We start from the raw sequence: 12,815 nt of genomic DNA, 5'->3' as shown, positions 1-12,815 counted from the left end.
CTTACCCGACGAGGCCGGGAATGCCGGTGAGCAACTGGCGCATGTAGTCGACCATCAGGTTGAGCATCCAGGGGCCGGCGATCACCAGGGTGGCGAACACGGCCAGCAGCTTCGGAATGAACGACAGCGTCATTTCATTGATCTGCGTGGCGGCCTGGAACAGGCTCACGAGCAGACCCGAGACGAGCGCGACGAGCAGCAGCGGCGCGGCGAGCAGCAGGGTGACCTGCATTGCCTGATGGGCCAGCGCCATGACGGTTTCCGGGGTCATCTCGCGTTCCTGCGCTACATGGTGAAGCTCTGGGCGAGCGAGCCCAGCAGCAGTTGCCAGCCATCGACCACCACGAACAGCATCAGCTTGAACGGCAGCGATACCGTGGAGGGCGACACCATCATCATGCCCATCGACATCAACACGCTCGCGACCACCAGGTCGATGATCAGGAACGGGATGAAGATCGTGAAGCCGATCTGAAAGGCCGTCTTCAGTTCGCTTGTGGCGAAGGCGGGTACGAGAATGCGCATCGGCACGTCTTCGGGGCCGTTCATCGGCGGGGTCTTGGCGAGCTTGGCGAAGAGTGCGAGGTCGGCTTCACGCGTCTGCTTGAGCATGAACGCGTGGAACGGCTTGGCGCCGGTGTCGATGGCCTGCTCGAAGCTGATCTTGTTCGCGGCGAACGGCTGGTAGGCGTCGGTGTAAGCCTTGTCGAACACCGGCGACATGACGAAGAAGGTCAGAAACAGCGCCAGGCCGATCAGAATCTGGTTCGGCGGCGACGTGGTGACGCCGATGGCATGGCGCAGCAGCGAGAGCACGATGATGATGCGCGTGAAGGCGGTCATCATCAGCAGCATCGCGGGCAGGAAGCCCAGCGATGTGAGCAGCAACATCGTCTGCACGGACAGCGAGTAGGTCTGTCCGCCGCCGGGCGCCGGGGTCGTGGTGAACGCGGGCAGCGTGGCCTGTGCCAGGGCGGTGCCCGGCAGGGCGAGGCAGGCGAGCGCCAGTCCCAGCGTGATGCCGAGTGCCCAACCCGCTTGGCGAGGCGATGGCCCGGTCAACCGCAAACCGCGCGCCATCAGGAATCCTTTTTCATCGTTTCGCGCAATTTTTGCGCAAACGCTTGTGCGGCGCGGTTGGCCTGCGCGCCCGGATGGGCAACGGTGGGCGCGGCGGGCATATCGGCGACACGATACGCATCGATCACATGCAGGCTGCGCACCTGACCGGGCGCAACCCCCAGCACGATCCAGTCGCCCGCGACCTCGACCACGACCACGCGTTCACGCTGGCCCACGGCGGCGCTGCCGACCACGCGCACGTTGCCGCCCCCCAGCGGGCGTTGCAGCCCGAAACGCTTGGCAAGCCAGGCCAACCCGAAGAGCAGCGCCAGCACCAGCGCGAGGCCCAGCCCCGTTTGCACGATGCCCGCGCCGCCAAGGCTCGGTACGGCCGCGGCCTGCGAGGCCGTGCCCTGGGCGTGCGCGGTGGCGATCGTCAGGCAGGCCAACAGGGCGGCCGCTGCCGCGGCACGCCCCACGGGGGTGCCGCGGACTTTTGTTGCATTCATCGGTTGAGCTTTCTGATGCGTTCGGATGGCGTGATGATATCAGTCAGGCGAATGCCGAACTTGTCGTTCACGACCACGACTTCGCCCTGGGCGATGAGGCAACCGTTGACCAGCACGTCCATCGGCTCACCGGCCATGCCGTCGAGTTCCACCACGGAGCCCTGCGCCAGTTGCAGCAGGTTCTTGATGGCGATCTTCGTGCGGCCCAGCTCCACGGTCATCTGGACTGGGATGTCGAGAATCAGGTCGATGTCGTTGTGCGTCGCGTTCGGCGGATTGCCGGCGGTGGCCGCCAGGGGCTGAAACACGGGGGCGGCGGCCGGTGGTGCCGCGGCTTCGGTCGCCGTCTGCTCCGCCATGGCACTGGCCCACTCGTCCGCCATGGCCTGGGCGTCGTCACCAAGCGTTTGAGGGGTATCGCTCATCACTCGTTGTCCTTCGTGTAATCGCTGTGCGAATGGTTGATCATCTGGTTCACGCGCAGCGCATATTGACCGTTGAACACGCCGTAATTGCATTGCATCACGGGCACGCCGTCGACCTTGGCCTCGAGCACCTCGGGCACGTCGAGCGGAATCACGTCGCCCACGCGCATGTTGAGCAACTGCGAGAGCGTCATGTCGAACTGCGCGAGGTTGGTCACGATTTCGACGTCGGCCGCTTGCACCTGTTGCGAGAGCAGACGCACCCAGCGCTTGTCGACTTCGAGCGTCTCGCCTTGCAGGGGGCTCGAGAGCTGGTCGCGCATCGGCTCGATCATCGAGTACGGCATGCAGATATGGAATTCGCCGCCGACCGAGCCGAACTCGATGTCGAACGTGGTCGTGACCACGACCTCGTTAGGCGTGGCGACGTTGGCGAACTGGGTGTGCATTTCGGCGCGCACGTACTCGAACTCGACCGGATACACCGGTTTCCACGACGCACCGTAGTTCTCGAACACCAGATCGAGCAGGCGCGCGATGATGCGCTGCTCGGTCTGCGTGAAGTCGCGTCCTTCGACGCGCGTGTGGAACCGGCCGTCGCCGCCGAACAGGTTGTCCACCACGAGGAACACGAGGTTCGGGTCGAACACGAACAGCGCCGTGCCGCGCAGCGGCTTGATGTGGACCAGATTGAGGTTGGTCGGAACCGGCAGGTTGCGGATGAACTCGCTGTACTTCTGCACGCGCACCGGGCTGACCGAGATTTCGGCGCTGCGGCGCATGAAATTGAACAGGGCAATGCGGAACAAGCGCGAGAAGCGGTCGTTGATGATCTCGAGTGTAGGCATGCGCCCACGCACGATACGCTCTTGCGTCGCGATGTTGTATGGCCGGATGCCGGAATGCTCTTCCGACTCCGACCGGTCATCCTGTTCGCCGGTGACACCCTTCAGAAGGGCGTCGACCTCTTCCTGCGACAGGAACTCCTCATGCGCCATGTATCACTCACTGAATTACAAACGCGGTGAACAGCACTTCGCCCACGGCCTGCTGCGGCATGTTGGCCGCGAACGGCTGCGCGACCAGTGTGCGGATTTCGCTCGCCAGACGGCGCTTGCCGTCGATCGTGGCGAGATCCTGCGGCTGCTTGGACGACAACAGCAGCAACACACGGCTGCGCACTTCGGGCATGTGCTGCGTGATGCGGGCTTGCGTCTCGGCGTCTGCCACCTTGAGCGAGAGGCCGATATGCAGATAGCGCTCGCCGTCTTCGCCCGTCAGATTCACCGTGAACGGGTCCATGCTGACGAACACGGGGGGCGGCGGGGGCGGTGGCGCCTTCGCGGCTTCCTGGCGTCCGGTCAGCAAATACACGGCCGTTGCCGCGCCGGCAGCGGCCATGAGGGCTACCGCAACGATCAACAGAATCCATTTGCGCATGCTCCCTCCGGAGGGAGCCGCGGCTTGCGTCGATGCGGGATTTGCCATGTGTTCGCCTGCTATTGGGTAATGATTGTCGGCCAACCCGCCAACGGGTGATCGGCCGAAAAGAAGGGACAATCGCGTCTAACTCGCGTCTTTGTCTTAACGGCAGAAAAACCGGCTGGCTTTAGGGCGGTGCGACGCCCGGTCGCGCGGATCCCGAGGGGAGATCAGGCGAACGTGTCGACGAGACCGTTGCTCACGCGCACCGGAACGCTCACGGTCGTGGCGATCGCCGCGTCGTCGCCCTGGCCGAAGCCCGGGGTGCCGCGTGCGCTGCCGTTGCCGCTTCCATTACCGCTTCCGTTGCCATTCGCCCCTTGCTGGGCAAAGGCCTGTTGCTGCGAACTGTCGCTACTCACGGTGGCGTTGCCCAGCGCAATGCCATTGTTGGCGAGGCTTTCGCGCAGTTGCGGCAAGGCCGCCTGCACGGCGTCTCGCACGGCGGCGTGTTGCGAGACGAACATCGCCTGCGCCGAGTCGTTCGCCACGTTCAGCACCACGTGCAGCGGGCCGAGATCGGGCGGATTCAGGCTCAATTGCGCCGTCTGCGCATGCGCGGACGAGAGCCACACCACTTGCTGCGAGAGCTGGTTGTTCCAGTCCTGCGTGCCCACGCGCGCGTTCAGGGCGAGCGCGGCGGGCAGATTGGCCTGGACCGGCAACTGCGGTTGGGCGTCCAGGGCTGGCGCGGCCGTTTGCGCGAGCTGTGCAGCCGCCTGCGTGGCGGTGGCTGTCGCCGCTTGCGCGGCGGTGTCGCGATGTCCCTGCGCTTGCGCCAGCGCGTCGGCCATGCGTTGGGCCTGCGCGTCTGCACTGACCGGTGTCGCTGCGGTCTTGGCATCCGCCGCCGCCGGTTGTGCGGACGTATTGGTCTGCGTTGTCGTACCGTTTCTGGCCAGGGCGTCGAGCGGGAGGCCGCCAGTCTTGTCGGTGTTCGATGCCGCTGCGCCATTGACCGGTGCGCCCGCGTTGGCGGTCGGGGTCGCGGCCTTGGCGTCGGCCGGCGCCTGGCCGGTCAGTTGCGCGGCGCCGGTGGCCTGCAGCGCGCCGTTCACCGCGGCGGCGATGGCTGCGCCGGTGCCGGACTTTGCGTCGGCCGAACCCGCGTCGGCCGGGACAGGGGTCTGGGGCGGCAGCGGCGCGTTGTTCATGGCGGCAAGGGCGACGGCAAGTGCGGCTGCCGGATCGCCGGGCGCCGCTGTGGCCGCCGCGTCGTCGGCGGTAGCGTCGTTCTTGTCGTTGTCGGCCGTCGTCGATTTCGAGGATTTCGTCGAAGCGTTCGTTTGGCCCGTCTGGCCCGTTTGCCCGGTCTGGTTCGCCTGATCGGCTCGCGAGCTGTTGTCGGCGGTGTTCTGCGTCGGCGTTGCGCTGCCGCCCGAGGCGTTCCCGGACGACGCGTTCGTCTGACTCGCTTGCGCGGCCGTATTGTTCGCGCTGCTCGCGGCGGGCTGAACAGTCTGGCGGGTCTGCTGCGAGAGCACGGCGGAGAAGGGCAGCGCGTTGCTGTCGTCGCTGCTCGACGATCCGGCGCGGTGGCCCGTCACGGCTTGCAGGGCGGCGCCTGCGGAATCGGTCAGGAAGCTAAGAATCGACATAGTGAGCGCCTTGGGTCCTTCAAATCGGGGAGTCGGCACGACGGCGCAGGCTGCGCGCGGCGTACTCGTCGTTTTCCTTCTGCTCGCGGCGCGCGACACGCAGCGCAGTGCGGGCTTGCTCACGCGAAGCGAGCGTACCGAAGGAGTTCAGGCGGCGCTGCTGCGCCTGCCATTCGCGGCGTGCGGCCGCGAGACGCTCGTCGGCTTGCTCGAGCAGCATGGCTTGCTGTCCGATGGCCGTGTCGAGCGTATCGATGAATTGCTGGAAGTTGCGCCAGTCGCAGCCTGCCATGCCCTGAATCGTCGCCGTCTGCATACGCGTGCGGTACTCGTGACGGTATTGGCGCAGTGCTTCGAGCTGACGCTCGACCTCGGCGCGTTGCGTCTGGCGTTCGCCGAGCAGGCGCGCGGCTTCGTCCACGTCCTTCTGGGCGAGTTCGATGAGCAGCTTGAGGGGCAGGGTGGAATTCATGGCCGCCGCCGGTTAGTGGAACAGACCGTGCATCTGGTGCACGGCATCTGGATAACTGGCCCGCTCGCGCATTCCCTGTTGCAGGAAGTTTTCGAGTCGGGGATACAGCTCGATCGCCTGATCGAGCATCGGGTCGCTGCCCGGCGCGTACGCGCCCACATTGATGAGGTCGCGGTTGCGCTGATAGCGCGAGAGCATCTGCTTGAAGCGCCGCACCTTGTCGAACTGCCCATCGTCGATGAGCGCGGTCATCGCACGGCTGATCGACTGTTCGATGTCGATCGCCGGATAGTGCCCCGACTCCGCCAATTGACGCGAGAGCACGATGTGGCCGTCGAGAATGGCGCGGGCCGAATCGGCGATCGGATCCTGCTGATCATCGCCCTCGGTGAGCACGGTGTAGAACGCGGTGATCGAGCCGCCGCCGTCCGGACCGTTGCCAGCACGCTCGACCAGCGCCGGGAGCTTGGCGAACACGGAAGGCGGATAGCCCTTCGTGGCCGGCGGCTCACCGATCGCCAGTGCGATTTCGCGCTGGGCCATGGCGTAACGGGTGAGCGAGTCCATGATCAGCAGCACGTCCTTGCCCTGGTCGCGGAAGTACTCGGCCAGCGTTGTGGCGTACGCCGCGCCTTGCAGGCGCAGCAGTGGCGAGACGTCGGCCGGCGCCGCCACGACGACGGAGCGCGCCAGGCCGTCCGGCCCGAGAATGTTTTCGATGAAGTCCTTCACTTCGCGGCCGCGCTCGCCGATCAGGCCCACGACGATGACTTCGGCCTGCGTGAAGCGGGCCATCATCCCCAGCAGCACGCTCTTGCCGACGCCCGATCCGGCGAAGAGACCCATGCGTTGGCCGCGCCCGACGGTGAGCAACGCATTGATGGCGCGCACCCCCACGTCGAGCACCGAGTCGATGGGCGCGCGACCCAGCGGATTGACCGGCACCGACGCGAGCGAGGCGCTGTCGGTCATGCCCAGCGGGCCGAAATCGTCGAGCGGACGGCCGGCGGCGTCGACCACCCGGCCGAGTAGCGCTTCGCCCACGGGCAGACGCTTGCCGTTGTGACGTTGATTCGGCAGCGGACCGTCGGCGGCGGGCTCCATCGGGTACACGCGAGCGCCCGGCAGCAGGCCGGCGACCTCCGTTTGCGGCATGAGAAACAGGCGGTCGCCACCGAAGCCGACGACTTCCGCTTCGGCCGTGGCCGGTTCGCGCGAGGCATCGTGCACCGGCAGCTCGATCAGGCAGCCCGCGCCGACCGGCAGGCGCAGACCGACGGCTTCGAGCACGAGACCGGCGGCGCGGGTGAGGCGGCCGCAGCGGCGCGTCGGTTCGACGGCGTGAACGTGCGCGATGCGCTCGCGCAGCGTGTTCTGCCAGCGGCGAAGATGCGAGTCGCGGGCGATCTCGCGGGCGTCCAGAACGTGCGTGGCGGCTTTCGGTGCGGCGGATTCGATGGCAACGCTCGGATCGGGACTGCCGGGTTCGGAGTCGGCGCTTCGCCATTGAGCCGGACGGTCGCTTTGATCGGCGTGGTCGTTGAGGTCGTCGGGTTGCAGCGCGCCGGCCTGCGCGGTCGGTGTGGCCGTATCGAAGCCCGAGCCGACGCCAGTGTCGATTTCATCCCACAGGCGCACCGAGGGCTTCGTGCCGTCGTTCGCGGGGGTGGGCGTGGCGGGCGTGGAGGGCGTGGCGGCATCGTGCGTGTTCTCGGTGCTGGGCAGCACCGGCGCATGCGCGGAAAGCGGGGTGAGGTCGGCGTTCACCATGGCAGATCCTTGCCCAGCGCGGCCATCACACGCTGCCAGCGCGTGGCGACGGTGGCATCGACTTCGCCGCTCGCGGCTTCGGCCTTGCAGCCGCCGCGTTCGATGGTGGGGTCGGCGCGCACGGTCCAGCCCGCAGCGCGCAGTTCCGCGCCCACATGCGCGTCGACGAGCGCGACGTCTTCGGGATGCAGGAGCAGACGCGGCGAGCCGGTCAGCGGATCGTTGGAGAGCAGCTCACGCACGAGCGGCAGCAGCGTTTCGGGGTGAATCGTGAGGGTCTGGCCCAGTGCCTGGCGTGCGATGTCGAGCGCCAGTCCGAGCAGCGGCTCGGCCACTTCGCGATCGATGGCGTTCACCGCGTTGCCGAACCCATGGGCGATATCGGCGAGTTGTGCGGCGCGCGTGTCGACTTCCTGTCGTCCAGCAGCCTGCCCGGCGGCGTAGCCCTCGGCGTGCCCGGTGGCGTAGCCTTGCGCATGGCCCTCGGCGCGCGCCGCCTCACGCCACGCAGCGATCTGTTCCGCGAGCGCGGGATCGTCGAGCGGGTTGGGCGGCAACGGTTGCGGCGGGGACGGCGGCGGCGGCGGGTCGAACGACGCCATCTCCCAGCGCTGCCAGGCGGAAAGGCGTTCTTTCGGAATGATGGTCGACATGCGCGCGCGGTCCCTGGTCGGTTACACGTAAGCGTCTTCGCCGCGGCCGCCCACCATGATGGCGCCCTGATCGGCGAGGCGCCGCACCACTTGCAGCACCTTCTTCTGTTCGGCTTCGACTTCCGAAACGCGCACCGGACCGCGAGATTCGAGATCTTCGCGCAGCAGCTCGGCCGCACGCGCGGACATGTTCTTGAAGAACTTCTCGCGCAGCTCGACCGGCGCGCCCTTGAGCGCGATGATGAGCGACTCCGACTCGATCTCCTTGAGCAGCACCTGGATGCTGCGGTCTTCCACGTCGAGCAGGTTCTCGAACACGAACATCTCTTCGACGATCTTCGCCGCGAGGTCCGAGTCGTAGTTGCGCACGGCTTCGATGACCGACTCTTCGTGCACCCCGCCGAGGTAATTGAGAATTTCCGCCGCGGTGCGTACACCGCCCATCGGGCTGCGCTTGATGTTCTCGCTGCCCGAAAGCAGCTTCGTCAACACGTCGTTGAGCTCACGTAGCGCGGCAGGCTGAATGCCGTCGAGCGTGGCAATGCGCAGAACGACGTCGTTGCGCAGACGCTCCGTGAACAGCGCGAGCACTTCGGACGCTTGATCGCGGTCGAGGTGTACGAGGATCGTGGCGATGATCTGCGGATGCTCGTGGCGGATCAGCTCGGCGACCGCCGTCGAGTCCATCCACTTCAGGCCCTCGATGCCGCTGGTGTCGCCGCCTTGCAGAATGCGCTCGATCAGGCCCGCGGCCTTGTCGTTGCCCAGCGCCTTGTTGAGCACCGAGCGGATGTATTCGGAAGAATCGAGCGAAAGCGCCGAGTGCTGTTCGGCTTCGAGCACGAAGTCCTGCAACACATCGGCGATCTGGTCGCGCGTGACCTGCCGCAGCGAGGCCATGGCCGCGCCGAGCTTTTGCACTTCGCGCGGCGCGAGGTACTTGAAGACCTCCGCCGCTTCGTCTTCACCCAGCGACATCAGGAGGATGGCGCTGCGTTCGAGTCCCTCAGCCGCGCTCATCGCCACCACCCACCCATGATTTGACTACCGTTGCCACGATCTTCGGATCCTGTCGCGCGACTTGGCGCGCGTACTGCAAATTGCGCTCGTAGGCGCTGACTTCGGCCCGCTTGCCGGCCTCGCCGTCGGCATTCTCGCCCTCGACGCCTTCTCCCCCTGCGGCACCGGTCGCACCGGCCAGCGTGGGCTCGGCCGGCGGCGGCGGGGTCAGATGCTTGCGAATGGCCGGGCGAATGACGCCGAACCACAGATAGAGGCCGACCAGGCCAATCAAGACCCACTTGCCGACTTGCTTGGCGAGTTCGATGTTCTGGCGCTGACGCCACCACGGCAGGTTGGCTTCCGGATCGGCCTCGACCGTGAACGGGCTGTTGACGATGTTGAGCGTGTCGCCACGCTGGGTCGAGTAGCCGATGGCTTCCTTCGCCAGGTTCTGTATCTGGTCGAGCTGCGCTTGCGTGAGCGCCACCATCGCGGCCTTGCCCTTCGCGTCGGTACCCGGGCGATAGTTCACCACTACGGCGGCCGACAGACGTTTCAAGCCGCCCGTCGCTTGCTGAACATGGCGAATCGTGCGGTCGACTTCGTAGTTGACCGTGGCGTCCTTGCGGTCGCTGCGCGGGCCCTGCGGCGCGCTGGCGGCGCTTGCCGCGTTTGCGGCGTTTTGCTGGATGAACTGCTGCTGCGTTTGCGTGATGGGCGCGGTGGCTTGACCCGGCGGCTGGTTCGACAACGCGCCGGGCACCCCGCCGGCGGGGTTGATGCCGATTTGCGAGGCTTCGCTGTTCTGCTGACTGCGCACCGCCTGCTCGCCCGAATTCGGCTTGTAGTTCTCGGACGTCTGCTCGACCTGGTTGAAGTCGACGTCCGCCGTCACCTGTGCGTGCACGTTGCCCGGCCCGACGATCGGGTTCAGGATGGCCTCGATGCGGCGCGCATATGATTGTTCGAGTTCGCGAACGTACTTGAGCTGGCTGGCGTCCAGACCCAGCGCATTGGCGCTCTGTGCGGAGAGTAGATTGCCGTTCTGATCGAGCACCGTCACGTTCTTGACCGGCAGCTCGGGCACACCCGATGCGACCATGTGGACAATGGCGCTGACCTGGCCGTCGTCGAGCACGCGGCCCGGATACAGCGTGACGAGCACCGAGGCGCTGGGCTTTTGCTGCTCACGCACGAAGACCGAGGGCTTGGGGATCGCGAGATGCACGCGCGCGGCCTGCACGGCCGACAGCGACTCGATCGAGCGGGCGAGTTCGCCTTCGAGGGCGCGCTGGTAATTGACCTGCTCGGCAAACTGGCTGATGCCAAACTTCTGGTTGTCCATCAATTCGAAGCCGACCAGCCCGCCCTTGGGCAGCCCTTGCGAGGCCAGACGCAGCCGCACCTCGTGCACCTGCTCGGACGGCACCAGGATGGCACCGCCGCCCTCGGCAAACTTGTACGGCACGTTCATCTGCTGCAACGAGGTGATGATGGCACCCCCGTCGCGATCCCCAGGTTGCTGTACAGCACCTTGTAGTCGGGGGCACGGCTCCACAGGAAAACGGCGATCAGCAAGGCGATGAGGGCCGCGCCACCGATGAGCAGCGGCAGGCGCTCGCGCGAGCGCAACTGCGCCAGCAGGGGCGGCTTGGCGGCGACGTCCGCCGGCTGGGTGGCGGCGTTCATGCGCGGCTCCACGCCAGCGGCGTTAACACAACGTTCTTCGCGGTGGAAGTGCTCACTAACATGCGACAGAATTCTCCGGGGGTACGCTTGGCATCGCGCTCACGTGCGACGGACGCTAAGGATTGGAAAGGTCCGGTACCCGGTGCGCACGATGCCGATGGTCCTGATTATTCGTTGCCGAATATGGAATCGTTTTAAGGATTAGGCGGGTGTTTTGCCGCCAATTAGGGTCTTGGGGGCTTGCCAGGCGGTGGTAAGCTCCGACGTAACTGATAAAAGGCAAACCGGTGAGCGCGACGCGGTGTCGCGGCGCTGCCGGTGCCCATCGAAGACAAGCGAGGACGAGCATCATGGCCATTCCGGGGATCGAGTCGGTATTGCAGAAGCTGGGCAGTGTGGCGTCGCAGGCGGCGGGCTCGATCCTGGGCACCTCGACCGCTGGCACCGGCGCGGCCTCGGCGACGGGGGGTTTCGCGTCCGAATTGGAAAACTCGCTCAAGCGCGTCTCGTCGGCGCAGAACGGCGCGGAGTCACAGGCCCGCGCGTTCGAAATGGGGCAGCCGGGCGTGGCGCTCAACGACGTCATGGTCGATCTGCAGAAAGCCAACATCGGCTTCCAGATGAGCTTGCAAGTGCGCAACAAACTCGTGTCGGCTTATACGACCGTGATGAACATGCAGGTGTAATGCCCATGTAGGGCATGGGAGGGCGCACCGGTTACGCCGCCCCCGCACATACGGGTTGCGCCGGCATGATGCGCTTCAGAAATGCGTGAAAGCGCGGCACGGTGAAGGCCGCATCGTCCAACGGGGTGCTGTAGAGCATGCCCTTGTTGACGAGTGCGTGTCGAACCCGTTCAAGCGCTTCGGCAGGTTTGCCAAATTCCGCGGCGACGGCGTGCAGATCGTGCGGACCTTCTCCCAACTCTGCCATCGCCCGCAGGTAGCGCTTTTCCGTCGGGGTCAGCCGCTCCAAGCGGAGGCGGTAAAAGTTGTTATCCAGCGCTTCGATGGCCGCCCTCGACGCAAGTCTGACGTGTTCCGAAGTGATGGGGCTTTCGTGCGCCACTTTCCAGACGAGCTTTCCCCATTGTTGGAGGAAATACGGGTAGGCGCCCGTGCGCTCGACGATCTCGTCAAGCGCATCCGGCGTGATGGCGACGCCGGCTTGTGCGGCGGGGACGGCGATCGCATCGCGTGCCCCGGCATTCGAGAGCGGTCCGATCGTGGCGATTTCGAACATTCGCTCCGCATAGGACTTGGCGTCACCCACCTGCCGGATCAGTGGCGGCAAGCCCGCGCCGATCAGAATGACGGGCAGCTGGTATTGCGCGCATCGGTGAAGGGCGTAAAGCAACGCAGACAACTCCCGCTTCGGCATGTCCTGAAGTTCGTCGATAAAAATGGCGAGCACGGTTTGCGCCGATCGGGCCGCGCGCCCCACCTCAACGAGCAGTGCACAAAGATCCAGGTCGAGAATGCCGCAATCCGCCAGACCCGGCTCGGGCGCGTAATCCAGACCGACTTCGATGCCGTCATAGGTGACTTTCAATCCGGAGGCGAAGCCGGCGAGCGCGCGCAACCCTCGAACGACGGTGTCCTTCGCCGACTGTGTTCGACTCATGCGCAATAACGCGACGCGCAACGCCGGGGCGATCGAGGCCGGCAGCGACTTCACTTCCGGGGCTTCGAGATGCACAGTGATCGCGCCTTGCTGTTCGGTGTCGTAAAGCAGACGTTCGAGCAGTACCGTCTTGCCGACACCACGCAGGCCGATCAGCAGTTGACCATTGGCGTGGCGTCCGATGCGAAGGCGTTCGATGCAGACACGTACTTCCTCGCGAATGTCATCGCGACCGGACAAGGCGGGCGGCGGTGTTCCCGCGCCGGGATTGAAAGGGTTCTGAATGGCTTCCATGGCAGACACGCAAGGTTGGGTTGGCGAGCGAATGCTCATGCCCGGCACGCGGTGCCGCGACACACAGAGAAAATCCTAGTGAGATCGCTTGTGCTGCGCGGATGGCAAAACGTCTGCCCATCGCGAGGAAGCCGGGGAAGCCTTTGCCCGCAGCGGTGCGCCGCTGGTCGGCGGTTAAGGGGCAGGGCAGGAATTCAGACACTTCATCGCATTCTCGCCCGATGTGCGAACGGCGC

At 65.8% G+C, this 12,815-nt stretch carries 13 protein-coding genes and 1 pseudogene; 1 reads left to right on the top strand and 13 read right to left on the bottom strand.

Features of this window, described 5'->3' with window-relative positions; genetic code table 11:
- Position 1 precedes the first annotated feature (1 nt).
- From fliQ to fliF, 12 genes and pseudogenes are all read right to left on the bottom strand, one after another.
- Positions 2 to 271, bottom strand: a complete 270-nt coding sequence (gene fliQ, locus DRB87_RS22345) for a flagellar biosynthesis protein FliQ (protein ID WP_026131892.1) — start codon at positions 269 to 271, stop codon at positions 2 to 4.
- A 14-nt stretch (positions 272 to 285) separates the two neighbouring features.
- The gene (fliP, locus tag DRB87_RS22340; RefSeq protein ID WP_017233645.1) at positions 286 to 1,080 is read right to left on the bottom strand and encodes a flagellar type III secretion system pore protein FliP; all 795 of its coding nucleotides are present in this window, start codon (positions 1,078 to 1,080) and stop codon (positions 286 to 288) included.
- On the bottom strand, positions 1,080 to 1,571 hold the full coding sequence (gene fliO, locus DRB87_RS22335; RefSeq protein ID WP_130027561.1) for a flagellar biosynthetic protein FliO: 492 nt from the start codon (positions 1,569 to 1,571) through the stop codon (positions 1,080 to 1,082). The genes fliP and fliO overlap by 1 nt, the downstream gene beginning before the upstream one ends.
- Complete coding sequence (gene fliN, locus DRB87_RS22330) at positions 1,568 to 1,996, bottom strand: flagellar motor switch protein FliN (RefSeq protein ID WP_017233646.1); 429 nt, start codon at positions 1,994 to 1,996, stop codon at positions 1,568 to 1,570. Before fliN ends, fliO begins: the two co-directional genes overlap by 4 nt.
- Positions 1,996 to 2,994 (bottom strand): flagellar motor switch protein FliM, encoded by a 999-nt coding sequence (gene fliM / locus DRB87_RS22325; RefSeq protein ID WP_017233647.1) that lies wholly within the window; start codon positions 2,992 to 2,994, stop codon positions 1,996 to 1,998. The genes fliN and fliM overlap by 1 nt, the downstream gene beginning before the upstream one ends.
- A 7-nt stretch (positions 2,995 to 3,001) precedes the next feature.
- A complete protein-coding gene (fliL, locus tag DRB87_RS22320; protein WP_017233648.1) occupies positions 3,002 to 3,436 on the bottom strand; it encodes a flagellar basal body-associated protein FliL in 435 nt (144 codons plus the stop codon).
- Positions 3,437 to 3,648: 212 nt separating this feature from the next.
- A complete protein-coding gene (locus DRB87_RS22315) occupies positions 3,649 to 5,076 on the bottom strand; it encodes a flagellar hook-length control protein FliK (protein ID WP_130027560.1) in 1,428 nt (475 codons plus the stop codon).
- A 19-nt stretch (positions 5,077 to 5,095) separates the two neighbouring features.
- Positions 5,096 to 5,548, bottom strand: coding sequence for a flagellar export protein FliJ (gene fliJ / locus DRB87_RS22310; RefSeq protein WP_017231687.1), 453 nt, complete (start codon positions 5,546 to 5,548; stop codon positions 5,096 to 5,098).
- Positions 5,549 to 5,560: 12 nt separating this feature from the next.
- Entirely contained in the window at positions 5,561 to 7,318 is a 1,758-nt protein-coding gene (gene fliI / locus DRB87_RS22305) for a flagellar protein export ATPase FliI (RefSeq protein WP_305037078.1), read from the bottom strand.
- Positions 7,312 to 7,971 carry a flagellar assembly protein FliH gene (fliH, locus tag DRB87_RS22300; protein WP_130027559.1) on the bottom strand — a complete coding sequence of 220 codons (660 nt, stop codon included), beginning with the start codon at positions 7,969 to 7,971 and terminating at the stop codon, positions 7,312 to 7,314. The genes fliI and fliH overlap by 7 nt, the downstream gene beginning before the upstream one ends.
- A gap of 21 nt (positions 7,972 to 7,992) precedes the next feature.
- Positions 7,993 to 8,991: a flagellar motor switch protein FliG gene (fliG, locus tag DRB87_RS22295; RefSeq protein ID WP_130027558.1), complete on the bottom strand. Its 999-nt coding sequence runs from the start codon at positions 8,989 to 8,991 to the stop codon at positions 7,993 to 7,995.
- Positions 8,978 to 10,662: pseudogene (gene fliF / locus DRB87_RS22290) on the bottom strand (flagellar basal-body MS-ring/collar protein FliF). The gene fliG and the pseudogene fliF overlap by 14 nt, the downstream one beginning before the upstream one ends.
- Before the next feature lie 350 nt (positions 10,663 to 11,012).
- Here fliF and fliE point away from each other — a divergent pair.
- Positions 11,013 to 11,348, top strand: a complete 336-nt coding sequence (gene fliE / locus DRB87_RS22285; RefSeq protein ID WP_017235190.1) for a flagellar hook-basal body complex protein FliE — start codon at positions 11,013 to 11,015, stop codon at positions 11,346 to 11,348.
- Positions 11,349 to 11,379: 31 nt separating this feature from the next.
- Here fliE and DRB87_RS22280 read toward each other — a convergent pair whose 3' ends face one another.
- On the bottom strand, positions 11,380 to 12,579 hold the full coding sequence (locus DRB87_RS22280) for an ATP-binding protein (protein WP_130027557.1): 1,200 nt from the start codon (positions 12,577 to 12,579) through the stop codon (positions 11,380 to 11,382).
- Positions 12,580 to 12,815: the final 236 nt, after the last annotated feature.

This window comes from Pandoraea sp. XY-2 (assembly GCF_004193915.1).
Classification (GTDB): domain Bacteria; phylum Pseudomonadota; class Gammaproteobacteria; order Burkholderiales; family Burkholderiaceae; genus Pandoraea; species Pandoraea cepalis.
The sequence above is the reverse complement of the archived record's forward strand: the minus strand, read 5'-3'. Positions and strand labels throughout refer to the sequence as shown.

Bases quoted from the DNA above. Each gene is read 5' to 3' on its own strand.
- fliN (WP_017233646.1), bottom strand. From the start codon at position 1,996: ATGAGCGATACCCCTCAAACGCTTGGTGACGACGCCCAGGCCATGGCG.
- fliI (WP_305037078.1), bottom strand. From the start codon at position 7,318: ATGGTGAACGCCGACCTCACCCCGCTTTCCGCGCATGCGCCGGTGCTG.
- fliE (WP_017235190.1), top strand. From the start codon at position 11,013: ATGGCCATTCCGGGGATCGAGTCGGTATTGCAGAAGCTGGGCAGTGTG.
- fliJ (WP_017231687.1), bottom strand. From the start codon at position 5,548: ATGAATTCCACCCTGCCCCTCAAGCTGCTCATCGAACTCGCCCAGAAG.
- fliH (WP_130027559.1), bottom strand. From the start codon at position 7,971: ATGTCGACCATCATTCCGAAAGAACGCCTTTCCGCCTGGCAGCGCTGG.
- fliL (WP_017233648.1), bottom strand. From the start codon at position 3,436: ATGCGCAAATGGATTCTGTTGATCGTTGCGGTAGCCCTCATGGCCGCT.
- fliQ (WP_026131892.1), bottom strand. From the start codon at position 271: ATGACCCCGGAAACCGTCATGGCGCTGGCCCATCAGGCAATGCAGGTC.
- fliM (WP_017233647.1), bottom strand. From the start codon at position 2,994: ATGGCGCATGAGGAGTTCCTGTCGCAGGAAGAGGTCGACGCCCTTCTG.
- fliO (WP_130027561.1), bottom strand. From the start codon at position 1,571: ATGAATGCAACAAAAGTCCGCGGCACCCCCGTGGGGCGTGCCGCGGCA.
- fliP (WP_017233645.1), bottom strand. From the start codon at position 1,080: ATGGCGCGCGGTTTGCGGTTGACCGGGCCATCGCCTCGCCAAGCGGGT.
- DRB87_RS22315 (WP_130027560.1), bottom strand. From the start codon at position 5,076: ATGTCGATTCTTAGCTTCCTGACCGATTCCGCAGGCGCCGCCCTGCAA.
- fliG (WP_130027558.1), bottom strand. From the start codon at position 8,991: ATGAGCGCGGCTGAGGGACTCGAACGCAGCGCCATCCTCCTGATGTCG.
- DRB87_RS22280 (WP_130027557.1), bottom strand. From the start codon at position 12,579: ATGGAAGCCATTCAGAACCCTTTCAATCCCGGCGCGGGAACACCGCCG.